This window comes from Mesorhizobium zhangyense, from assembly GCF_011045115.1.
Classification (GTDB): Bacteria; Pseudomonadota; Alphaproteobacteria; order Rhizobiales; family Rhizobiaceae; genus Mesorhizobium_M; species Mesorhizobium_M zhangyense.
Window position 1 is genome coordinate 28089 of sequence record NZ_JAAKZG010000013.1, and the last position, 20453, is coordinate 48541.

A 20453-nucleotide genomic window follows, 5' to 3' on the forward strand; every position below is an offset into this window, starting at 1 on the left:
AATGGATTTTGAGATTTCGGACGATCAGCGCCTGATGCGGGACAGCCTTCGGGCGTTTCTGATCCGGGAGTGCCCGATCGAGTATGTTCGCGAGTGCGACGAGCAGGAACGCTTCCCGATCGAACTCTACGAGAAACTCGCCGCTGAGGGATGGCTGGGACTGCCGATCCCGGAAGAATATGGCGGCATGGGCGGAAGCTGCACCGATCTGGCTGTGTTCCTCCAGGAACTGGCCTATCATTTCGAGGCGGCGGCAAACCTCTATTACACGACGATCGTGATCGCGACCGACGCGCTGGTCCATTTTGCCAGTGAAGAACAGAAGCGCGAATTGCTGCCGAAGCTCGCACGCGGAGAAATCCGCTTCGCGCTGTCGCTGTCGGAACCGAATTCCGGCTCGGACGCCGCTTCGCTGCGCACCCGTGCAGTGCTCGAGGGCGACGAATGGGTCATTAATGGCCAGAAGATGTTCTGCTCGGCCGCACAGGTCGCCGACTACATCCTGCTGATGGCGCGCTCGGACGTGGAAGCACCCAAGCATAAGGGCATCACCATGTTCCTGTTGCCGGCGAAGACGAAGGGCGTGGAGATCAGGCGGCTCAAGAAGCTCGGTCTCAAACCCATGGACCTGAACGAGATATTCCTTACCGATGTGAGGTTGCCGAAGGACGCGATCATCGGCGAGGTGAACAAGGGATGGACCAACGTCCTCAAAACGCTCGACTATGAGCGCTGCTGCCTGTCGGCAGTGAATGTCGGTGCGGCGCAGAAGGTGCTGGACTACGTCCTCAACTACACCGGCGAGCGCGAACAGTTCGGACAGAAGATCAACAGCTTCCAGCTGACGCGCGCCAAGCTTGCCGACATCGACATGGAGATCGAAGCCGCCCGGCTGCTGCTCTACCGCTCGGCCAACCTGGTCGACCGTGGAATCCCGAACAACAAGGAGAGTGCCACGGCGAACCTTTATTCGTCCGAAACCTATGTCCGCGCGGCACTAAACGGAATGCGGATGATGGGTGGCTGGGGCTACCTGATGGAATATGACATGCAGCGCCATTTCCGCGACTCGAAGCTGGCGGAAATCGGAGGCGGCACGTCTGAAATCCTGCGCATCATCATCTCGCGCGAACTGACAAAATGAGCGGAGCGCCCGATTCCCGACCCAAGCTGCGGATCAGCACCCGTGCCGTCCACGCTGGCCTCAATCCAGCCGAGAATTCGGGCGCGATTACCGCGCCGATCTTCCAATCGGCCACCTTCGTGGCCGCCGACACCGCTGAACTGAGGGCGATCAACGCCGGAGAACGTCGCGGATATGTCTATTCACGCATCCGAAATCCCACTGTGCTCGCCGCCGAGCAGCGGGTGGCGGCTCTTGAAGAGGCGCAATCCTGCGTTCTCTTCGCGTCGGGCATGGCGGCGATTGCAGGTGCGATTGCCCCTTTTCTCAAGGCTGGCGACGATCTCGTCGCTTTGCCCGACATCTATGGCGGAACCCTCAAATACCTGCGCACCATCCTCCCGGCCCAAGGGGTGAATGTGATCTGGGCGAAGGGAATTGACGCCGCCGATGTAGCGGCTGCAATCACGCCCAACACCCGGGTCATCTACGCGGAGACCCCGACCAACCCGCTGGTGCGGGTGGTCGACCTCACCGCTCTTTCAGAGGTGGCGCGCGGGATCGGCGCGAAACTGATCGTTGACGGCACGCTGGGCAGTCCGATGAACCAGCGTCCGCTGGCGCTGGGCGCTGACCTCGTCGTGCATTCGGCCACGAAATATCTCAACGGTCACGGCGATCTTATCATCGGCGCGGTGTGCGGCGACCGTGCGCTGACCCGCGACATACGCAGCCTCCAGCAGGTTTCGGGCGCCATCGTCGACGCGCATTCGGCATGGCTGCTGATGCGCGGCATGGCCACCTATGCGCTCAGGATGCGGCAGCACAACACGTCCGGCCAGGCGATCGCCGAGTTTCTGGCAGGGCGGTCGGACGTCACCCGCGTGTTCTATCCGGGCTTGCCGGATCATCCCGACCACGCGCTGGCTCGCAGGCAGATGTCTGGTTTTGGCGGGCTGGTGTCCTTCGAAATGTACAGCGCCGCGGCTGCGCAGACGGTAGTCGATCGAACGCGGTTGTTCGGCATCGGACCATCCGTCGGCGGCGTCGAAAGCCTGATCTCCCAGCCCGGCAACACCTCGCATTTCTCGGTTCCTGCGGAACAGCGACGCGCCATGGGCATTTCGGACAGGCTGGTGCGCATCTCTGTCGGCATAGAGGACACCGACGACCTGATCGCAGATCTGGAGCAGGCGATGGAGGCCGCGCGGTGACTTTGATCGTAACAGGCGGAAAGGTTGTCACGCCCGAGGGTGCGCGCCATCTCGACGTGGTCGTCGAAGGCGAAAAGATTGCCGCTCTGCTGCCACCGGGCGAAGCGGTCCGCAACCACGCGGCCGCCGAGATCGTGGACGCCAGGGGCAAGCTGGTCATTCCTGCCGGCGTCGATCCGCACGTGCATTTGCTTGTCGGCTTCATGGGCCAGCGCTCGGTCTATGATTTCGGCTCTGGCGGCATCGCGGCGTTGCGTGGCGGCACCACAGCGATCGTCGATTTCGCCCTGCAGCGCCGGGGCGGCTCGATGCTGAAGGGCCTTGCGCACCGCCGAAAGCAGGCTGACGCCAATGTCACGCTGGATTACGGGCTTCACCTGATTGCAACCGACGTGAACGAAGCGACGCTCGCCGAGCTTCCGCAATTGCGTGCGCAGGGGGTGACCACGCTCAAAGTCTATACCGTCTATGAGGAGGACGGCCTGAAGCTTGAGGACGGGCAACTCCATGCCCTGATGGCCGAAGCAGCCCGGCACGACATGTCAATCGTACTGCATGCCGAGAATGCCGGCATCGTTGAGCGCCTGCGCTCCGAGGCGGTGGCCGCGGGTCACACAGAGCCGCGCTGGCATGCCCTGACACGCCCGCCAATCGTGGAAATCGAGGCTGTCGGACGCGCTATAGCTTTCTCACGCGCCACGGGCTGCGGTGTTCATATCTTCCACCTCGTCGCAGCCGATGCGATCGCGCTCGTCGAGGCGGCGCGGGCGGAGGGGCTGCCGGTTACCGCCGAGACATGCACGCACTATCTGGCGCTGACCGACGAGGCACTTGAGCGGGAGAACGGCCACGAATATATCCTGTCGCCGCCGCTGCGGGACCGTGCGAACCAGGATCGCCTCTGGCAGGGTATCGTCGAAAAGGGTCTGCAACTGGTGGCGTCCGACGAGGTCTCCTATTCGGCCAAGGCAAAGGCGCTCGGCCTGCCTTCCTTCGCCGATGTCGCGAACGGCATTACCGGCATCGAGGCGCGCCTTCCGGTGCTGTTTACCCTGGGCGTCGACCAGGGACGAATCGGATTGCAACGTTTCGTCGAACTGTTCTCGACCTGGCCTGCCGAGATCTTCGGCTTTGCCGGGAAGGGCCGGATCGTTCCGGGATATGACGCGGACCTGGCCATCATCGATCCGGTGACGCGGCGCACAATGTCTCCCGCCAGCGATTATGGCGACATCGGCTACAATCCCTATAGCGGCATGGACCTGACGGGCTTCGCTACGGAAACGATCTATCGGGGCAAGGTCGTCGTCCGGGATGGGGTTTTCCTGGGGCAGGAGGGGCAGGGCCGCTTTGTCGCCCGGGCATCGGCAAAAAGGCCTGCTCCATGAGCTTCCGCCAAGACTTCGCCGCACTGGCCGGGATCGGAGTCGATCCCGCAGGTGGCTGGTCGCGTCCGGCCTTCAGTCCGGCCGATATTGCCGCGCATGAGTGGTTTCTGGCGCAAGGTCGCGCCTGCGGACTTGCAGCGTCTTATGACAGTTTCGGCAACGCCATTCTGCGCCTGGAAGGCGAGGGTGCGGCGGTCCTCATCGGTTCGCATCTCGACACGGTCGCAAATGGCGGCGCTTTTGATGGCGCGATCGGCGTGCTGGCCGGGCTTGAGGTCGCACGGCGCATCAAGGCCGAAGGTACGCCCGGTGCTCCTGTCGAGGTCATAGCCTTTCGTGACGAGGAAGGACGCTTTGGTCCGTTCACGGGCAGTCGTGCCATGGTCGGTCTGCACGACGAGGAAGCGCTGGCGCGCGCGCGGTCGCTTGACGGCGTGAACCTGTCCGACGCCATGGCGCAGGCTGGCTTCAAGCCTGGCAATGCTCCCAGAGACTGGGATGCAGTCGCGGCCTGGCTGGAGCTCCATATCGAGCAGGGACCGGTTCTTGCGGATGCCGGCGTGCCGCTCGGCATCGTCACCTCGATTGCCGGACAGGAGCGCCTGTCACTGAAATTCACGGGCCAGCCCGATCACGCCGGCACTGCGCCGATGGCCTTGCGGCGCGATGCCTTCGCCGGCGCAGCGCGTTTTGCGGCAGCGTTCCGCGATGAGGTTCTGGCAGCCGGCGATGACGATGTGCGGGGTACGATCGGCATGGTCCGGGTTTCGCCAAACCAGGGCAACGTCGTGCCCGGCGAGGTCCTGCTCGGTCTGGAAATGCGCGGCACCAATTCAGCTACATTGGCAAGGCTTCGCGACAGCGTTACGGAACTGGCGAACAGTATCGCCGTCCAAGAGAAGCTTGAACTGCGTGTCCGCAACACCTATTCCGATGCGCCGGCGCCGATGGCAGCGTGGTTGCAGGACGCGTTGGCTTCATCTGCTGCAAGTCTCGGTCATTCGACAATGAAACTTCCTTCCGGAGCCAACCACGATTCCGGAATCATAGGGAGGATCGTGCCGGCTGGAATGCTGTTTGTGCCATCGGTCGGCGGGCGTAGTCACTGCCCGGAAGAAGAGACTGACCTCGGCCAGATCGAGGCGGCGATCGACGTCCTGCATCGTACGGTAGTCGAACTGCGGCGCAACGACCGTGAAAAGGCTTCGGACAGACGCACCGTCGCCAATCAATCCGGGATCGCAGGCTGATGCGGGCGTCCCTCTACAGCGATGGTATATTTCCGTTCGAAGTCGGCTCGCAATCGCCGCTCTGGCCGATAGAGGATCCGAGCGAAATCGAGATGCCAGGCGGCAATCTGGCTTCCGATCTCATCGGCTCTGCCACAGCATTTCCGGCGCAGGCGGCGATGTTCTACTACGGCGCGACCTACAGCTATGCGGAGCTCTTGAGGGATGTCGAGCGTCTCGCGGGATGGCTTGTCCAGCAGGGGTTGAAACGCGGCGACCGGGTCGTGATCGACCTGCAGAACTGCCCGCAATATGTGATCGCCTTCTACGCGGTGCTGCGCGCGAACGGCGTCGTGGTGCCGGTCAACCCGATGAATACGACGGACGAACTTGCCTATTTCGCGGCTGACAGCGGGGCGCGTTTCGCCATCATCGGCGAGGAATTGCTCGATCGCTTCGCGCCGCTCGTCGGTGTCGCGTTCGACCGGATCGTGCGCATACGCTATGCAGACATGGCGTCGGACGATGCCTCCGACCTGCCGGATGTGATGCGCATGGCCCCACCAGCGCCGAGCGAAGGCTTCACGGACTTGAAAACGGCGTTGGCGGAGAACCGGCCGGCACCGGCTCTTCTGTCGGGCAACGATGATCTGGCGGTGCTTCCCTACAGTTCGGGCACGACTGGTCGACCCAAGGCGTGCATGCACAGCCACAACGGAGCGCGGTTCGTCGCGAAGGCACAGGTGCGCTGGTACAGGCTCGACAGCCAATCGGTCATGACAAGCTTCATGCCGTTGTTCCATGTCGCCGGCATGATGGCGTCGATGGCCTCGGCGATCCATTGCGGCGCGGCGCTGATCCTGATGACCCGGTGGGACGCCGAAGTCATACCCGCGCTTTTCCGGCGTCACCGCCCGACCTGGTGGTCGGCCGCTCCAACCATGGTCGTCGATGTCCTGGCGGCGAAGGGGTTTACCAACGACTGTTTTTCCAGTCTGAAGGTCATGACGGGCGGCGGGGCGTCGATGCCGGCCACGGTGGTGCGACGCCTGCGCGATCAGTGGGGGCTCCGCTTCGCGGAAGGATACGGCCTGACCGAAACCATATCGGCCACGCACCTCAATCCGATCGACGCGCCGAAGCCGCAGTGCCTTGGGCTGCCGATCTATAACACCCATGCGCTGGTCGCGGACCCGGAGACGCTTGCGCCTTGCGTGCAGGGCAGTTTGGGTGAAATCCTGATCAGCGGGCCGCAGGTCATGCAGGGCTATTGGAACCGTCCGCAGGACACCACCGAAGCGCTGATCGATTTGAACGGACGGCGGTGGCTACGCACCGGCGATCTGGGCTATGTCGATGAAGATGGCTACTTCTTCATCGTGGATCGGCTGAAGCGGATGATCAACTCGTCGGGTTACAAGATATGGCCAGCCGAATGCGAGATGCTGCTCTACAGCCATCCCGCGGTCGCCGAATGCGCTGTGATCTCGGCACCGGACCCGCGGCGTGGCGAGAGGGTGCGGGCGGTGGTGGTGCTGCATCCTGACCAGCGCGGAAAGATCAGCGAAAGCGATATCATCGACTTCGCCCGAACGCAGATGGCTGCCTACAAGGTCCCGCGCGAGGTCGAGTTCCGCGATGCACTGCCGCGTTCGGGCAGCCGCAAGGTCGATTGGCGGGCGCTTCAGGCCGAGGCATGGGAGCGGCATGCATGACACCCCAGGTCTGGTATGACGATTTCGTTCCCGGCACGGTCCTGACCAGCGCACCGCGTCGGATCGAACTGGCTGACATCGATGCCTATGCGCGGCTGACGGGCGAAGCCCATCCCGTCCATATGGACGAAGAGTTCGCACGCGCGGCGGGCTTTCCCGGACGCATCACGCACGGCTTGTTCAACCTGGCCCTGATCGAGGGACTCAAGGCGACGCTCGGGTGCTTCGAGCGCTCGGTGATCGCCTCGCTCGGCTGGAACGACGTCAAGTTTCCTGCTCCCTTGCTGCCTGGCGAAGAGGTTCATCTGCGCCTTGAATTTGTCGATCGGCGCCCCACCAGGACGCCCGGTCGCGGGCTCGCCACCGAGCGCGGTTTTCTGGTCAAGGCTGATGGCACGGTGGTCGTCAGCGGCGATCATGTCATTCTGCTGTTGAACCGGCCGGAGGACGAATGACCGGCATCGTCCTGCGCCTCCTGTCGGCCATACCGACCTTGTTCGGCGTGGTCCTCGTAACCTTCCTGATCACCCGGGTGCTGCCGGGCGATCCGGCGGTGTTCTTTGCCTCGAACCCTTCCATGACCACGCAGGACATAGAGGCGGTGCGCCAGAGCCTCGGGCTGGACAAGCCGCTTCCCGAGCAGTTCCTGATCTATCTCGGCGGCCTGCTTCATGGCGATCTCGGCAATTCGCTCAGCACGGGCCAGAAAGTGGTGACCGAATTCGCCAACAGGCTGCCAGCCTCGGCGGAGCTGACCTTCCTGGCATTCTTCATTGCCATCGGCGTGTCGCTGCCGCTCGGTATCGCGGCGGCACTGCGCCCGGGATCGCTGATTGACCACCTTTCGCGCGTCATCGCCACTTTGGGCGTATCGATGCCGACGTTTGTGACGGGACTTCTGCTGATCTTTTTCTTCTATTTCGTGCTTGGTGTCGCTCCTGAGCCGATCGGACGGCTCGATCCCTTCATGTTCGAGCCGGACAGGGTGACCGGCCTCTATACGATCGATGCGCTTATCGCAGGTGATCTTGAACTCTTTGCCGCTGCGCTCAAGCAGATGATCCTGCCGGCCGTTACGATGGCGCTTTTTGCCCTGGCGCCGCTAACCCGCATGGCCCGGGCCTCGATGCTGGAGGTGCTTGGATCGGAGTTCATCCGCACCGCCAGGGCTTCCGGCCTGTCACGGCGCAAGATCATCATGACCTATGCCTTCCGCAACGCATTGCTACCGATCGTCACGACGATGGGGATGACCTTTTCCTACATGCTTGGCGCCAACGTTCTGGTCGAACGCGTGTTCTCCTGGCCGGGCGTCGGAGCCTTCGCGGTGGATAGCATCATCAACCTGGACTACGCACCGCTGCAGGGCTTCATGCTGGTCATGGCGGGCATCTTCATTGTGGTGAACCTGACTACAGACGTCGTGGTCGCGCTGATCGATCCGAGGGCCTCGCGATGAGCGCCAGCGCGATGCGGGAACGGATTCAGGTCGTGCGCCACGTTGTGCTGGGAAATCCGCTCAACATCGTGGCGTTCGGCCTCTTCCTGCTCATTTTGCTGGTCGCGATCCTGGCGCCGTCGCTGGTGCCGCACGACCCGCTGAAGACCAACCCGGCCCATACGCTGCAGGGGCCGTCGGCAGAGTTCTGGTTCGGCACCGACCAGCTTGGACGCGATATCTTCGCGCGCGTCATGATTGCCACGAGGCTCGACCTGATGATTGCCTTCGGAGCGGTGACCCTCTCCTGCCTCGTCGGTTCGATCATAGGCGCCATGATCGGATATTGGGGTGGCTTCTGGGATGGCGCTGTTTCTCGGATGGTGGACGTGCTGATGGCTTTCCCGCTGTTCGTGTTGGCCCTGGCGATGGTCGCCGCCTTGGGCAACACCGTCGCCAATGTCGTCTATGCGACGGCGGTGGTGAACTTGCCCTTCTACATTCGCCTGGCGCGCAACGAGATGCGGGTGCGTCGCGGGCTGGGCTACGTGGAGGCAGCCCGTGTCGGTGGATCCGGAGACTGGCGGATCCTGACGCGCTTCCTGATCCCGAATATGGCGGCCCCGCTTGTCATTCAGGCATCGGTCAATCTCGGCTGGGCGGTCCTCAATGCAGCGGGGCTCTCGTTCCTGGGCCTTGGCGTCCGCGCGCCGACGCCGGAATGGGGAATCATGGTTGCGGAGGGCGCTCGCTTTATCTCTTCAGGACAGTGGTGGGTCGCTGTCTTTCCCGGCCTTGCGCTGTTGATCGCGGTTTTCGTGTTCAACCTGATGGGCGATGCGCTTCGGGATATCCTCGATCCGAGGATGCGGACATGACCAATCCGCTTCTGGCCGTAAAGGACCTCACGGTCGACTTCATCACGCGCCACGGCACGGTGCATGTGCTCGACGATGTCTCGTTCGACATTGGCGATGGCGAGATCGTCGGCATCATTGGCGAATCGGGATCCGGCAAATCGGTGACCGCCTATTCGATCATGGGTATTCTCGATCACGCAGCACGCATCCGTTCCGGGGAGATTCTGTTCCAGGGCCGCGACGTGCTCGGCATGAACCGGTCGGAACTCGATCGCTGGCGCGGCAAGGCCGCATCTATCATCTTCCAGAATCCCCGCACGGCGCTCAATCCCATTCGCTCGGTGGGCGATCAGATCGCCGATGTGCTGGCCCGCCACACGCCGGCGCGCGCCTCTGAAATTCGCGCCAAAACCATCGATGCCCTGAAGCAGGTGCGGATTCCTGACCCGGAGCGGCGCAGCAAGGCCTACCCTTTTGAACTGTCCGGCGGACTTTGCCAGCGGATCGGTATCGCCATCGCCTTGGCCTGCGCGCCGCGTCTGCTGATCGCGGACGAGCCGACGACCGGCCTCGATGTGACGACGCAGGCCGTCATCATGGACCTCATTCGCAATCTGGCCCGCGAGCAGAAAACGTCGGTCGCCCTCATCACCCATGACGTCGCCCTGGCGTCCGAATATTGCGATAGGCTGATCATCATGCATGCCGGCCATGTGGTGGAAGTCGCGCCGACAGCGGAGATCATCGATCACCCGCGTCACCCCTACACGGCCCAGCTTTTGCGTTCTGTTCCCTCGCTCGTCGACAGCATCGGAGAATTGCAGGCGATCCGGGGCTCGCTGCCTGACCTGCGCCGCGCCGACCTGCCATTCTGCCGGTTTGCCGAGCGCTGCGATCGCCGCCTGCCGATCTGCGACGCGGAGAGGCTGCATCTCGGACCTGCGCTGGAGCGCCACGCCGTTGCCTGCAGGAATCCGCTATGACTGCCTTGCTGGAAGCGCGAAACCTCAAGAAGCATTTCAAACTTGCAGCGAAGTGGCCATTTTCCACGCCCCCTAAGCTGCATGCCGTGGACGGGGTCGATCTCGTCATCAATGCTGGCGAGGCGGTGGGGCTCGTCGGTGAATCGGGCTGTGGGAAATCGACACTGTCGCGCCTGGTTTCACGTCTTCTTGACCCGACCGAGGGGCAACTTCTGCTGGAAGGGGAAGACATCGGCCGGCTGTCCACCGCGCGCTTTGCCCGATCTGAACAGCGGCGGCTGATACAGATGGTCTTCCAGGATCCAACGGAAAGCCTCAATCCGCTGTTTTCGGCATTCGACCTCATCGCCGATCCTGCAAGAATGTTGCTGCCCCGCGCGGGCAAAGCCGAATTGCGCCGGCGCGTGGAAGCGGCAGCCCAGGCGGTCAACTTGCCACTGGCCCTGCTGGAGCGACTGCCACATCAGCTCTCCGGCGGTCAGAAAGCACGGGTTGGCATTGCGCGCGCGATCGTCGTCGAGCCACGATTGCTCGTTCTCGACGAACCGACCTCGGCGCTGGACGTGTCGGTGCAGGCGACCGTCCTGCAGCTTCTCGACCAGTTGCGGCGAGAGCGGGGGATCGCGCTGCTTTTCGTAAGCCACGATCTCAATGTCGTGCGACTGCTCTGCAGCCAGATCGTGGTCATGTATCTGGGCCAGGTCGTGGAGCGCGGACCGTCCACGGAAATCTATGCAAACCCCGCTCACCCTTACACCCGGGCGCTGCTCTCCGCGATCCCGACCCTGCGGCCCGGCAAGCTGGAGCGGATCAAGCTTGAAGGCGATCCGCTGAGCCCAATTTCGCCGTCCTCCACGCAATGCAGGTTCTGCGGGCGCTGCCCGATCGAGCGGGCGCAATGCAGGACGTCCATGCCGGCGCTGAGGGAACTCGCCCCCGGGCGGCAGGTGCGTTGCCACTTCGCCGAAGAGGCGCTTACTGGCTTGCCGGCGGCTGTGTGATCTACTGGCGCCGGCGGCCGAGCGCATAGAGGCCGCTGACGATGGTCGTCGCGGCGCCGGCAGGGGGCCAGGCATCCGGCAGATTGCCGAACAGGATAGGCCAGATGAAGCTTGTGTAGAAAACAGGCGCCAGCACCGACGCGCTGCGCGATGCAGTGCCTACGATGAAGGCACTAAAAATTTCATATGAATCAATAGTTTATAAGAAATCTGGCGGAGAGAGCGGGATTCGAACCCGCGTTACGGTCTCCCGTAAACACACTTTCCAGGCGTGCGCCTTCAACCACTCGGCCACCTCTCCACGGCGCGACAAATGCCTTGCGGGCATCAGTGCGCCGGGCTCATCTAGTCGATCCTGCGCCGAATGCCAAGCCTGCACAGGCATAGTTTGTTGGTTGGCGCAGAACTTTATTCCAGGCGCGCTTTATACGCCTCAGGGAGGCAAATTTATGGTGGGTGATTGCGAAGGCGCGCCGCGCGCCATATCTATCTGGTCGAAAGCTTCGGAGGATTTTGCGTTTGCGCTTTCTGTTCAGGCTCCTGGCAATGGTCGCGCTTGCGATCGCCGTCATCATGGCCGTGCTCGACGCCACGCGCACCGTGGCGGCGTCGCAGCTGGTGATGACGCCGGTTGCCACCAGTTGGCTCGCGGTGTCGCCTGAGACGCTGAGCACAGTGCAGGAATTCGTACGCGCCAAAATCCATCCGCTGGTCTGGGATCCGGTCATCACCGGCATCCTTAACCAGCCGGGTTTCATCGTGTTCGGCGTGCTTGCATTTCTTTTGTACGCCGTCGGGCGCAAACCGCCGCGCCGCATCGGCCGCTTCATCGCCGAGAGCTGATCGGACGCTGCAAGACGCAGCGTCCGGACGAACGAACAGGGTGCCAAGCGCCCGCAACCCGGAAAGGGAGAATGCCATGTTTTTCCTGAGCGACATGCTGAACAAGAAGCTGCAACTGCCCAAGGTGGGCGAGGCTCTGCCCGGCCGTGACAAGCCGATGCCGACCGCCTCGAAGCATTACGTCTCGAAGCGCCCGCTGAAAGGGCCTTATCCCGAAGGGCTGGAGACGGCGATGTTCGGCATGGGCTGCTTCTGGGGTGCCGAGCGCATGTTCTGGCAGATGGACGGCGTCTGGGTCACCGCGGTCGGCTATGCCGGCGGCGTCACGCCCAACCCGACCTATCAGGAAACCTGCACCGGCCTGACCGGCCACGCCGAGGTCATTCTGGTCGTGTTCGACCCGAAGATCATCTCCTATACCGATCTCCTGAAGGCGTTTTGGGAGAACCACGACCCGACGCAGGGCATGCGCCAGGGCAACGATGTCGGCACGACGTATCGCTCGACGATCTATACCTTCGGCGATGCGCAGTATCAGGCAGCCATCGCATCACGCGACGCCTATGGCGCTTCGCTGAGCAGTGCTGGACGCGAGAAGATTACCACCGAGATCGCACCGGCGCCGGAGTTCTATTTCGCCGAGGAAGACCACCAGCAATATCTGGCGAAGAATCCCTACGGCTATTGCAACCTAAAGGGCACCGGCGTGGCCTGCGCCATGCCACAGGCGGCGTCGGCCGAAGCCTGAGAACGCTCGCTAATTCTACCCTGCCGGTCATCTGACCCGGCAGGGCGAATTATCAAACGATCTCTTAGCCGCATTCCCCGCCTGCCGGTCGAAAATACTCGTTGCGGCGCACCTGCCGCAGCGTTTTTCCAAGTGGTCAAGATTCCGCGTGAATTTTGTTTTTCGCCGTGCAAGACTGCCGGTTGAGTGGGAGGGAAAACTTCCCGCCATGTGCCGCGAGGCGCCCGGGGACCGAGGCATCCACGCGGTACGTCATTGGAAAAAATAACCGACAGGGTGTGGATCACATGAAGCGTATTGTTCTCGGCCTCCTGGCCGCAACCGCACTGGCCTTCCCGGCTCTTGCCGCGGACGTCAAGCCGGCGATCATCTACGATCTCGGCGGCAAGTTCGACAAGTCCTTCAACGAGGCCGCCTTCAACGGCGCGGAGAAGTTCAAGACCGAGTCGGGCATCGCCTATCGCGATTTCGAAATCCAGAACGACGCCCAGCGCGAGCAGGCGCTGCGCAAATTCGCCGAAGACGGCAACAACCCCATCGTCATGGCCGGCTTCTCATGGGCGGCGGTGCTGGAAAAGGTGTCTGCCGACTTCCCCGACACCAGCTTCGCCATCATCGACATGGTGGTCGACAAGCCGAACGTCCGCTCGGTCGTCTACAAGGAGCAGGAAGGCTCCTATGTCGTCGGCGTAATGGCGGCGATCGCCTCCAAGTCCAAGAAGGTCGGCTTCGTCGGCGGCATGGACATCCCGCTGATCCGCAAGTTCGGCTGCGGCTATGTCGGCGGCGCCAAGGCAGCGGGTGCGACCGAAGTCATCGAGAACATGACCGGTGACACGCCGGCTGCATGGAACGATCCCACCAAGGGCGGCGAAATCGCCAAGGCGCAGATCTCGCAGGGCGCTGACGTGGTCTATGCCGCGGCAGGCGGCACCGGCGTTGGCGTGCTTCAGGCGGCTGCTGACTCGGGCAAGCTCGGCATCGGCGTCGATTCCAACCAGAACGGCCTGCAGCCGGGCAAGATCCTGACCTCCATGGTCAAGCGCGTCGATGTGGCGGTCTACAACGCCTTCACCGACGCCAAGAACGACAAGTTCACCGCCGGCATCAACGATCTCGGCCTGAAAGAAGGCGGCGTCGATTACGCCATGGACGACAACAACAAGGACCTCGTGACCGAAGAGATCAAGGCCGCCGCCGAAAAGGCCAAGGCCGACATCATCGCCGGCACCGTGAAGGTTCACGACTATATGTCGGACAACGCCTGCCCCTATTGATCGGCAGACGGAAATGAAAAAGCCGCCGGGTGAAAATCCGGCGGCTTTTTCGTAAGGGTTCTAATCCGCCAGACTGCGGCTCAGGTTTTCTGGGACAGGACTGCGGCAAGCGCAAGCCCGCCGATAAGCGAGACATGCTCGAGGGCGACCGTGAGGTCACGAAACGCTTCCTCGCCCTCCTTGGCCCAGAAAGGATGGGCGATCGGGATCGTGAGGATGGTGAAGACAGCGAGAGCGCCGGCTGCGAGCCAGACTCCCCGGTTGAGGATGATCGCCAGCGAGGCGCCGAGTTGTAGGATCATCGTTATGGTGTTCACCAGCCAACCCGGATGAAGGCCGAAGCTTTCCATGATGGCCGCGTTGGTGCTGAAGTCGAAAAGCTTGGCGAGGCCGCTCGACCAGAAGACCAGGGTAAGCAGCACCCGTGCCAGCACAATGAAGATGCCGGAGTCGAGAATTGTTGCGATGATGCGCGGCATGGCTCACGCCCTCCCGTCGGCAGCGCAAGCGATGTTCGCTATCCTGCTCTTTCTTCCGGACAGGCCGGTTCTATCGCCTTTCAGCGGAAACTTATTTTCAATGTCAGGGTGCAATGTCGGCTCTCCATCAGGTTGTTGCCGACGTGACTTGTAAAACCTCAACCGCGGTTTAGCTCAAGAGCTGCATTGCCTGAGGACATGCGCCAAATTGTCCGACTGCCGCCATGGAAAGCCTGACGTTGCCTTGCTGGCCGCTTATGCCTTTCAAAGGTTGGCGGCCAGGTAGCCGAGCGCGAATGCGGCGATCAGCGCTGCGGCCATCAGCAAACCTCTTGAACCACCCACGGAATGCGGTCCGCGCCAGATCGCTTTGGTGCCTTCCGGCTGGATGATGGGGCGGCTGGGGATATCGGCTTTGTTGTCGCCCGGCGACGCGGCCCGCATCTGCGGCATGTCGGCAATGCGTGCCGAAACCGCCTCCCACATCGTCCTGGGCAAGGTTTCCGGCGATGCCGTGATGTCGAACATGTGCATGCGTTCGGCGATTTCGACGACCGCGTCACGAAAATCGCCATCACGCTCAAGATCGCGCTCGGCCCGCTCGCGCTCGTCGTCATCCATCAGGCCAAGCACATAATTGCCGGCCCGCGTCATGCGATCAACGCCGTCGACCATGCTCTTCCCCTCATGATCACGCCTGCCGCGCCCTCGAATCCTCCAGGCCGGTCAGCAACGGAGATCACCAGCTATTTTGCCGGGCGTAAAGCCCGCCATGCGGCCGTTATCACCAATGCGGCGGCTTGGTAATCTCGTGGCCGGGCGTCGCCACCTCTTCCAGTGACAGGAAGCGCTCGGTCAGCGCGTCGAGCTTCTTCTGAAGCCGCTCGATGACCCTCCACTGTTCGGCGATCTGGCCGGACAGTTCCTCGATGATCTTTTCCTGCTCGACCGTTCGGATTTCGAGCGTTGTCAGCCGGTCGTCGGGCAATGTCATGTCGAAAATCCTCAATTTACTCTAGGGAACGTGCCACAGGTTGCTCGACATGCTGTCGATATCATACGTGCCGCCACCTTCGAAATTGACAAGCGCATGGCGATTTGTCGAGAGTGTGGGCAAGGCCGCTTGCCGATTGGCAGGGGAAAGGCGGCATGCTAGCTCTTTGACCAAACGATAAAAAGAAGAACGAGAGGTGGACAGGTCGCATGGCGGAAGCTGCAATCGAGCTTATCGGCATCAACAAGAGCTTTGGCGCGGTTCGCGCCAATCGCGACATCAATCTCGAAATCGCGCCGGGCACGATCCACGGCATCATAGGCGAGAACGGTGCCGGCAAGTCGACGCTGATGTCGATCCTCTATGGTTTCTACCAGGCCGACAGCGGCGAAATCCGCGTCGGCGGCAAGCCGATCACCATCAAGACACCCAACGACGCAATCGCGGTAGGCATCGGCATGGTCCACCAGCATTTCATGCTGGTGGAGAACTTCACGGTTCTCGAAAACGTCATTCTCGGTGCCGAGAGCGAGGCGCTGCTCAAGAAAAGCATCGTCAAGGCGCGCTCGGAGCTGCAGCGGCTGGAGCGGGAATACGGGCTGGAGGTCGATCCCGACGCGGTGATCGAGGAACTGCCCGTCGGCCTGCAGCAGCGCGTCGAAATCCTCAAGGCGCTTTATCGCGGCGCTGAAATCCTGATCCTCGACGAACCGACCGGCGTGCTGACACCACCCGAGGCCGACCATCTGTTCCGTATCCTCAAGCAGTTGAAGGAGCAGGGCAAGACGATCGTGCTGATCACGCACAAGCTGCGCGAGATCATGGCCATCACCGACACCGTCTCCGTCATGCGCCAGGGCACGATGGTGGCGACCCGCGAGACGGCGAAGACGACCGTCGGTGAGCTTGCCGAGCTGATGGTCGGCCGCCGCGTGCTTCTGCGCGTCGAAAAGGGCGAGGCAAAGCCCGGCGCGATAAAGCTTTCTGTCAAGAACCTGACGGTCAGGGATTCACGCGGCGTCACCATGGTCAACGACGTCTCATTCGACATTCGCGGCGGCGAGATCGTCGGCATCGCCGGCGTCGCCGGCAACGGCCAGTCCGAGCTGATCGAGGCGATTTCGGGCATACGCCGCGCCGTTTCCGGCAGCGTCATGCTCGACGGCAAGCCGATCGATGTCATCGGTATCGCTGACCCCGGCGAATTGCGCGACCGGGGTTTGGCGCATGTGCCGGAGGACCGCCATCATGTCGGGCTGGTGCTGGCCTTCGAAGAGAACGAGAATTCGATCCTCGGCTATCACGACGATCCGAAATATCTGAACGGGCCGCTGCTCAACATCGATGCCATTCGCAACGATGCCAGGGACAAGATCGAGAAATACGACATTCGGCCCGGCGACTGCCGCCTGAAGACCGCGAATTTCTCCGGCGGCAACCAGCAGAAGATCGTGCTGGCCCGCGAGATGGAGCAGGACCCCGGCGTGCTGATCGTCGGCCAGCCGACGCGCGGCGTCGATGTCGGCGCCATCGAATTCATCCACAAGCGCCTCATCGCCATGCGCGATCAGGGCAAGGCGGTGCTGCTGGTGTCGGTCGAACTCGACGAGATCCGCTCGCTGTCCGACCGCATATTGGTGATGTTCGACGGCCGCGTCGTCGGCGAGCGCGGATCGGATGCGACCGAAGGCGAACTCGGCCTGCTGATGGCCGGTGTCGAACGCAAGGAGGCTGCTGAGTGAGCACGCCCTACACAAAGCTTCCCGGCTGGGCCGACTACGGCTTGATCCCGATCATCAACCTGATCGTGGCCTTCATTGTCGCCGGGCTCGTCGTCCTGCTGGTCGGGGAAAATCCGCTGCATGCGGCAGCCGTTCTGGTCGATGGCGCATTCGGCAGCGGGCAGAACATCGCCTACACGCTGTTCTATGCCACCAACTTCATCTTCACCGGCCTTGCCGTCGCGGTCGCCTTCCATTGCGGCCTGTTCAACATCGGCGGCGAGGGGCAGGCCTATATTGGCGGGCTTGGCGTGGCGCTGGTCTGTCTTGCCCTCGACGGGTTCATGCCGTGGTGGCTGATCTTTCCGCTGGCGATTCTGGGTTCGGCCGCCCTTGGCGCGCTGTGGGCGCTGATCCCGGCCTATCTGCAGGCCAAGCGCGGCTCGCACATCGTCATCACCACCATCATGTTCAACTTCATCGCCGCCAGCGTCATGGTCTATCTGCTGGTCGACGTGCTGAAGCCTGCCGGCTCGATGGCGCCGCAGACGCGCGATTTCCTGCCAAGCGCGCAACTGCCCAAGATGGGCTGGCTGCTGGAGATGTTCGGCCTTTCGGTCCGCTCCGCGCCGCTGAACATCTCCTTCCTGCTGGCGCTGGTCATGGCCTTCCTCGTCTGGGTCCTGATCTGGCGCACCAAGCTCGGCTATGAGATCCGCACCATGGGCTTCAGCCCGAAGGCTGCGCGCTATGCGGGCATTTCGGAGACGCGCATCATCATCATCACCATGATGATCTCGGGTGCGCTGGCCGGCATGATGGCGCTCAACCCGATCATGGGCGACCAGCACCGCGTGCAGCTCGATTTCGTCACCGGCGCGGGTTTCGTCGGCATCGCGGTTGCGCTGATGGGCCGCTCGCACCCGGCCGGCATCGTGCCGGCGGCGATCCTGTTCGGCGTGCTCTATCAAGGCGGCGCGGAATTGGCCTTCGAGATGCCCGCCATATCGCGCGACATGATCGTCATCATCCAGGGTCTCGTCATCCTGTTTGCCGGCGCGCTGGAGCACATGTTCCGCCCGGCGATCCAGACGTTGTTTGCCAGCATCAGCCCGCGCTCGGTCGGCGTGACGGCGGCGAAAGGGGAGGGTGTCTGAGATGGATGTGCTCGTTCAGCTCATCGATGCGACCATCCGCGTTTCGGTGCCGCTCCTACTCGCCTGTCTGGCCGGTCTCTATTCGGAACGAGCGGGCATTTTCGACATCGGCCTCGAGGGCAAGATGCTGGCCGGGGCCTTCGCCGGCGCGTCTGCCGCTGCCGTCACCGGCTCGGCCTGGGTCGGGCTGGGCGCGGCGATCCTCACTGCCGTCTGCTTCGCGCTGGTCCACGGTTTTGCCTCGATCACCCATCGCGGCAACCAGATCGTGTCGGGCGTGGCGATCAACTTCATTGCGGCCGGCTCGACCATCATTCTCGGGCAGGCTTGGTTCAAGCAGGGCGGGCGCACGCCCTCGCTGAGCGGCGGTGGCCGCTTCGAGGCGATCACGCTGCCGGGCGCCGAAGCGGTCAAGGACGTGCCGATCCTCGGCACGATCTATTCCGATATTCTCTCCGGCCATTCGCTGCTGGTCTACGTCGCCTTTCTTATGGTGCCGTTCACCTGGTGGGTGCTGTTTCGCACGCGCTTCGGGCTGCGGCTGCGTGCGGTCGGTGAAAATCCGGCAGCGGTCGACACCGCCGGCATTTCGGTCGCTTGGCTGCGCTACCGCGCCGTCATCTGCACCGGCATCCTGACCGGCATTGCCGGCGCCTATCTGTCGGTGGCGCAGAATGCCGGCTTCGTGAAGGACATGACCGCCGGCAAGGGTTTCATCGCGCTCGCCGCCCTCATCTTCGCCAAATGGAAGCCTGTGCCGGCAATGTTTGCCTGCCTGCTTTTCGGCTTCCTTGAGGCCGCCTCCATCCGCTTCCAGGGCATGGCCTGGCCAATGATCGGCAAGGTGCCGGTGCAGCTCATGCAGGCGCTGCCCTACATCCTCACCGTCATCCTGCTCGCCGGCTTCATCGGCAAGGCGATCCCGCCACGCGCCGGCGGCGTGCCTTACGTGAAGGAAAGATAGCCTCTGATGTCGCACGATCTTTTCCTCGCCGCGCGCGAGGCCATGGCAAAATGCCATGCGCCCTATTCGAAATTCCCGGTCGGTGCGGCCCTTCGCACTGAAGACGGCCGCGTCTTTTCCGGCTGCAACATCGAGGTCGCATCCTACCCCGAAGGCTGGTGCGCGGAGACGACCGCGCTCGGCCACTACATCATGGGCGGCGGCGGCAAGATCACCGAAATTGCCGTGGTCGCCGAGCGCATGGACCGCATCACGCCTTGCGGCGGCTGCCGCCAGCGGCTGGCCGAATTCGCCAGCGCCGACACGAAGCTTTTCCTGTGCGACCAGGCCGGCGTGGTCGAGACGGTAACGATGGGCCAGATGCTGCCCTACGGTTTTGAGGGCGGAATCCTGAAATGATGCAGACGATCGATCTTCTGGTGGAGCGGCTCGGCGGACTGGCGCCCAAGGTCGCGATGGTGCTCGGTTCCGGCCTTGGCGGGCTGGTCAACGAGGTCGAGAATGCTGTGCGCATTTCCTATGCCGAGCTGCCGGGCTTTCCGGCCAGCGGCGTCACCGGCCATGCCGGCGAGGTGGTGGCCGGCAATTTCGCCGGCGAGCCGGTGCTGATGCTGGCCGGCCGTGCGCATTACTACGAGCATGGCAATGCCGGCGCCATGCGCCCGGTCATCGAGGTGCTGGCCGGCATCGGCATCGAGAAGCTGATCCTCACCAATGCCGCCGGCTCCGTCGATCCCGACATGCTGCCGGGGTCGATCATGCTGATCGAGGATCACATCAATTTTTCCGGCTCCAACCCATTGTTCGGCGAGCCGAGCGACCGCCGTTTCGTCGGCCTGACCGAAGCCTATGATGCCGGCCTGCGCGCGGCTTTCGAGAAGGCGGCGGAGGTCTCCGACACTGCGCTTCACAAGGGCGTCTATATGTGGTTTTCCGGCCCGAGCTTCGAAACGCCGGCCGAAATCCGCATGGCGCGGCTGATGGGCGCGAATGCGGTGGGCATGTCGACCGTGCCTGAGGTCATCCTGGCGCGGTTCTGCGGCCTCAAGGTCGCCGCCTGTTCGGTCATCACCAATCTGGCTGCTGGCATGACCGGGGCGGAGCTCTCGCACGAGGAAACCAAGGATATGGCGCCCATCGGCGGCGGGCGGCTCGCTACGGTGCTGAAGACGATGTTTCGTGAGGGGTTGGTGGATGGGTAACGTCTGCATAGGCACCCCCCTCTGTCCTGCCGGACATCTCCCCCTCAAGGGGGGAGATTGGCTTTCATCTTCGGTTTTGCCAATCGCAAGCGTTGCTGAATCGGCGGTAACAGCAAA

Annotated in this window: 22 protein-coding genes and 1 tRNA gene; 18 read left to right on the top strand and 5 right to left on the bottom strand. The window is 62.7% G+C overall.

Annotation, left to right across the window (positions count from 1 at the left end; genetic code table 11):
- Position 1: 1 nt before the first annotated feature.
- The 10 genes from G6N74_RS23545 to G6N74_RS23590 are packed head-to-tail and all read left to right on the top strand — an operon-like array spanning position 2 to position 10951.
- Positions 2-1144, top strand: coding sequence for an acyl-CoA dehydrogenase family protein (locus G6N74_RS23545; RefSeq protein WP_165120451.1), 1143 nt, complete (start codon positions 2-4; stop codon positions 1142-1144).
- A complete protein-coding gene (locus G6N74_RS23550) occupies positions 1141-2337 on the top strand; it encodes a trans-sulfuration enzyme family protein (RefSeq protein WP_165120452.1) in 1197 nt (398 codons plus the stop codon). The genes G6N74_RS23545 and G6N74_RS23550 overlap by 4 nt, the downstream gene beginning before the upstream one ends.
- Positions 2334-3725, top strand: coding sequence for a dihydropyrimidinase (hydA, locus tag G6N74_RS23555; protein ID WP_165120453.1), 1392 nt, complete (start codon positions 2334-2336; stop codon positions 3723-3725). Before G6N74_RS23550 ends, hydA begins: the two co-directional genes overlap by 4 nt.
- The gene (locus G6N74_RS23560) at positions 3722-4975 is read left to right on the top strand and encodes a Zn-dependent hydrolase (protein WP_165120454.1); all 1254 of its coding nucleotides are present in this window, start codon (positions 3722-3724) and stop codon (positions 4973-4975) included. Before hydA ends, G6N74_RS23560 begins: the two co-directional genes overlap by 4 nt.
- On the top strand, positions 4975-6669 hold the full coding sequence (locus tag G6N74_RS23565; RefSeq protein ID WP_165120455.1) for a long-chain-fatty-acid--CoA ligase: 1695 nt from the start codon (positions 4975-4977) through the stop codon (positions 6667-6669). The genes G6N74_RS23560 and G6N74_RS23565 overlap by 1 nt, the downstream gene beginning before the upstream one ends.
- Positions 6666-7124 (top strand): MaoC family dehydratase, encoded by a 459-nt coding sequence (locus tag G6N74_RS23570; protein ID WP_165120456.1) that lies wholly within the window; start codon positions 6666-6668, stop codon positions 7122-7124. The genes G6N74_RS23565 and G6N74_RS23570 overlap by 4 nt, the downstream gene beginning before the upstream one ends.
- On the top strand, positions 7121-8128 hold the full coding sequence (locus tag G6N74_RS23575) for an ABC transporter permease (RefSeq protein ID WP_165120457.1): 1008 nt from the start codon (positions 7121-7123) through the stop codon (positions 8126-8128). The genes G6N74_RS23570 and G6N74_RS23575 overlap by 4 nt, the downstream gene beginning before the upstream one ends.
- Positions 8125-8985: an ABC transporter permease gene (locus G6N74_RS23580; RefSeq protein WP_165120458.1), complete on the top strand. Its 861-nt coding sequence runs from the start codon at positions 8125-8127 to the stop codon at positions 8983-8985. Before G6N74_RS23575 ends, G6N74_RS23580 begins: the two co-directional genes overlap by 4 nt.
- Positions 8982-9950 (top strand): ABC transporter ATP-binding protein, encoded by a 969-nt coding sequence (locus G6N74_RS23585; RefSeq protein WP_165120459.1) that lies wholly within the window; start codon positions 8982-8984, stop codon positions 9948-9950. Before G6N74_RS23580 ends, G6N74_RS23585 begins: the two co-directional genes overlap by 4 nt.
- Positions 9947-10951 (top strand): oligopeptide/dipeptide ABC transporter ATP-binding protein, encoded by a 1005-nt coding sequence (locus tag G6N74_RS23590; RefSeq protein WP_165120460.1) that lies wholly within the window; start codon positions 9947-9949, stop codon positions 10949-10951. Before G6N74_RS23585 ends, G6N74_RS23590 begins: the two co-directional genes overlap by 4 nt.
- 1 nt (position 10952) lies before the next feature.
- Here G6N74_RS23590 and G6N74_RS31265 read toward each other — a convergent pair whose 3' ends face one another.
- Positions 10953-11087, bottom strand: a complete 135-nt coding sequence (locus G6N74_RS31265; RefSeq protein WP_281354032.1) for a hypothetical protein — start codon at positions 11085-11087, stop codon at positions 10953-10955.
- A gap of 75 nt (positions 11088-11162) precedes the next feature.
- Positions 11163-11252, bottom strand: a tRNA-Ser gene (locus tag G6N74_RS23595).
- Positions 11253-11497: 245 nt separating this feature from the next.
- Between G6N74_RS23595 and G6N74_RS23600 the strand changes: the two genes are divergently transcribed.
- From G6N74_RS23600 to G6N74_RS23610, 3 genes are all read left to right on the top strand, one after another.
- Positions 11498-11794: a hypothetical protein gene (locus G6N74_RS23600; protein ID WP_165120461.1), complete on the top strand. Its 297-nt coding sequence runs from the start codon at positions 11498-11500 to the stop codon at positions 11792-11794.
- Between the two features lie 76 nt (positions 11795-11870).
- Entirely contained in the window at positions 11871-12542 is a 672-nt protein-coding gene (gene msrA / locus G6N74_RS23605; protein WP_165120462.1) for a peptide-methionine (S)-S-oxide reductase MsrA, read from the top strand.
- Positions 12543-12829: 287 nt separating this feature from the next.
- Positions 12830-13819, top strand: coding sequence for a BMP family lipoprotein (locus G6N74_RS23610; protein ID WP_165120463.1), 990 nt, complete (start codon positions 12830-12832; stop codon positions 13817-13819).
- 80 nt (positions 13820-13899) lie between these two features.
- Here G6N74_RS23610 and G6N74_RS23615 read toward each other — a convergent pair whose 3' ends face one another.
- The 3 genes from G6N74_RS23615 to G6N74_RS23625 form a co-directional block, all read right to left on the bottom strand.
- Positions 13900-14298, bottom strand: coding sequence for a DoxX family protein (locus G6N74_RS23615; RefSeq protein WP_165120464.1), 399 nt, complete (start codon positions 14296-14298; stop codon positions 13900-13902).
- A 264-nt stretch (positions 14299-14562) separates the two neighbouring features.
- On the bottom strand, positions 14563-14973 hold the full coding sequence (locus G6N74_RS23620) for a hypothetical protein (protein WP_165120465.1): 411 nt from the start codon (positions 14971-14973) through the stop codon (positions 14563-14565).
- Between the two features lie 109 nt (positions 14974-15082).
- Positions 15083-15292: a SlyX family protein gene (locus G6N74_RS23625; protein WP_165120466.1), complete on the bottom strand. Its 210-nt coding sequence runs from the start codon at positions 15290-15292 to the stop codon at positions 15083-15085.
- A gap of 209 nt (positions 15293-15501) precedes the next feature.
- On the opposite strand from G6N74_RS23625, the gene G6N74_RS23630 reads away from it, so the two are divergent.
- The 5 genes from G6N74_RS23630 to G6N74_RS23650 are packed head-to-tail and all read left to right on the top strand — an operon-like array spanning position 15502 to position 20336.
- The gene (locus tag G6N74_RS23630) at positions 15502-17034 is read left to right on the top strand and encodes an ABC transporter ATP-binding protein (RefSeq protein WP_165120467.1); all 1533 of its coding nucleotides are present in this window, start codon (positions 15502-15504) and stop codon (positions 17032-17034) included.
- Positions 17031-18170, top strand: a complete 1140-nt coding sequence (locus tag G6N74_RS23635) for an ABC transporter permease (protein ID WP_165120468.1) — start codon at positions 17031-17033, stop codon at positions 18168-18170. The genes G6N74_RS23630 and G6N74_RS23635 overlap by 4 nt, the downstream gene beginning before the upstream one ends.
- A gap of 1 nt (position 18171) precedes the next feature.
- On the top strand, positions 18172-19134 hold the full coding sequence (locus G6N74_RS23640; RefSeq protein WP_091917258.1) for an ABC transporter permease: 963 nt from the start codon (positions 18172-18174) through the stop codon (positions 19132-19134).
- A gap of 6 nt (positions 19135-19140) precedes the next feature.
- Positions 19141-19533 (top strand): cytidine deaminase, encoded by a 393-nt coding sequence (gene cdd, locus G6N74_RS23645; protein WP_165120469.1) that lies wholly within the window; start codon positions 19141-19143, stop codon positions 19531-19533.
- Entirely contained in the window at positions 19530-20336 is an 807-nt protein-coding gene (locus G6N74_RS23650; protein ID WP_165120470.1) for a purine-nucleoside phosphorylase, read from the top strand. The genes cdd and G6N74_RS23650 overlap by 4 nt, the downstream gene beginning before the upstream one ends.
- Positions 20337-20453: the final 117 nt, after the last annotated feature.

What these genes read in the sequence shown, in the direction of transcription:
- G6N74_RS23545 (WP_165120451.1), top strand. Translation starts at nt 2, where the DNA reads ATGGATTTTGAGATTTCGGACGATCAGCGCCTGATGCGGGACAGCCTT.
- G6N74_RS23550 (WP_165120452.1), top strand. Translation starts at nt 1,141, where the DNA reads ATGAGCGGAGCGCCCGATTCCCGACCCAAGCTGCGGATCAGCACCCGT.
- G6N74_RS23560 (WP_165120454.1), top strand. Translation starts at nt 3,722, where the DNA reads ATGAGCTTCCGCCAAGACTTCGCCGCACTGGCCGGGATCGGAGTCGAT.
- G6N74_RS23565 (WP_165120455.1), top strand. Translation starts at nt 4,975, where the DNA reads ATGCGGGCGTCCCTCTACAGCGATGGTATATTTCCGTTCGAAGTCGGC.
- G6N74_RS23570 (WP_165120456.1), top strand. Translation starts at nt 6,666, where the DNA reads ATGACACCCCAGGTCTGGTATGACGATTTCGTTCCCGGCACGGTCCTG.
- G6N74_RS23575 (WP_165120457.1), top strand. Translation starts at nt 7,121, where the DNA reads ATGACCGGCATCGTCCTGCGCCTCCTGTCGGCCATACCGACCTTGTTC.
- G6N74_RS23580 (WP_165120458.1), top strand. Translation starts at nt 8,125, where the DNA reads ATGAGCGCCAGCGCGATGCGGGAACGGATTCAGGTCGTGCGCCACGTT.
- G6N74_RS23585 (WP_165120459.1), top strand. Translation starts at nt 8,982, where the DNA reads ATGACCAATCCGCTTCTGGCCGTAAAGGACCTCACGGTCGACTTCATC.
- G6N74_RS23590 (WP_165120460.1), top strand. Translation starts at nt 9,947, where the DNA reads ATGACTGCCTTGCTGGAAGCGCGAAACCTCAAGAAGCATTTCAAACTT.
- G6N74_RS23600 (WP_165120461.1), top strand. Translation starts at nt 11,498, where the DNA reads ATGGTCGCGCTTGCGATCGCCGTCATCATGGCCGTGCTCGACGCCACG.
- msrA (WP_165120462.1), top strand. Translation starts at nt 11,871, where the DNA reads ATGTTTTTCCTGAGCGACATGCTGAACAAGAAGCTGCAACTGCCCAAG.
- G6N74_RS23610 (WP_165120463.1), top strand. Translation starts at nt 12,830, where the DNA reads ATGAAGCGTATTGTTCTCGGCCTCCTGGCCGCAACCGCACTGGCCTTC.
- G6N74_RS23615 (WP_165120464.1), bottom strand. Translation starts at nt 14,298, where the DNA reads ATGCCGCGCATCATCGCAACAATTCTCGACTCCGGCATCTTCATTGTG.
- G6N74_RS23620 (WP_165120465.1), bottom strand. Translation starts at nt 14,973, where the DNA reads ATGGTCGACGGCGTTGATCGCATGACGCGGGCCGGCAATTATGTGCTT.
- G6N74_RS23625 (WP_165120466.1), bottom strand. Translation starts at nt 15,292, where the DNA reads ATGACATTGCCCGACGACCGGCTGACAACGCTCGAAATCCGAACGGTC.
- G6N74_RS23630 (WP_165120467.1), top strand. Translation starts at nt 15,502, where the DNA reads ATGGCGGAAGCTGCAATCGAGCTTATCGGCATCAACAAGAGCTTTGGC.
- G6N74_RS23640 (WP_091917258.1), top strand. Translation starts at nt 18,172, where the DNA reads ATGGATGTGCTCGTTCAGCTCATCGATGCGACCATCCGCGTTTCGGTG.
- cdd (WP_165120469.1), top strand. Translation starts at nt 19,141, where the DNA reads ATGTCGCACGATCTTTTCCTCGCCGCGCGCGAGGCCATGGCAAAATGC.
- G6N74_RS23650 (WP_165120470.1), top strand. Translation starts at nt 19,530, where the DNA reads ATGATGCAGACGATCGATCTTCTGGTGGAGCGGCTCGGCGGACTGGCG.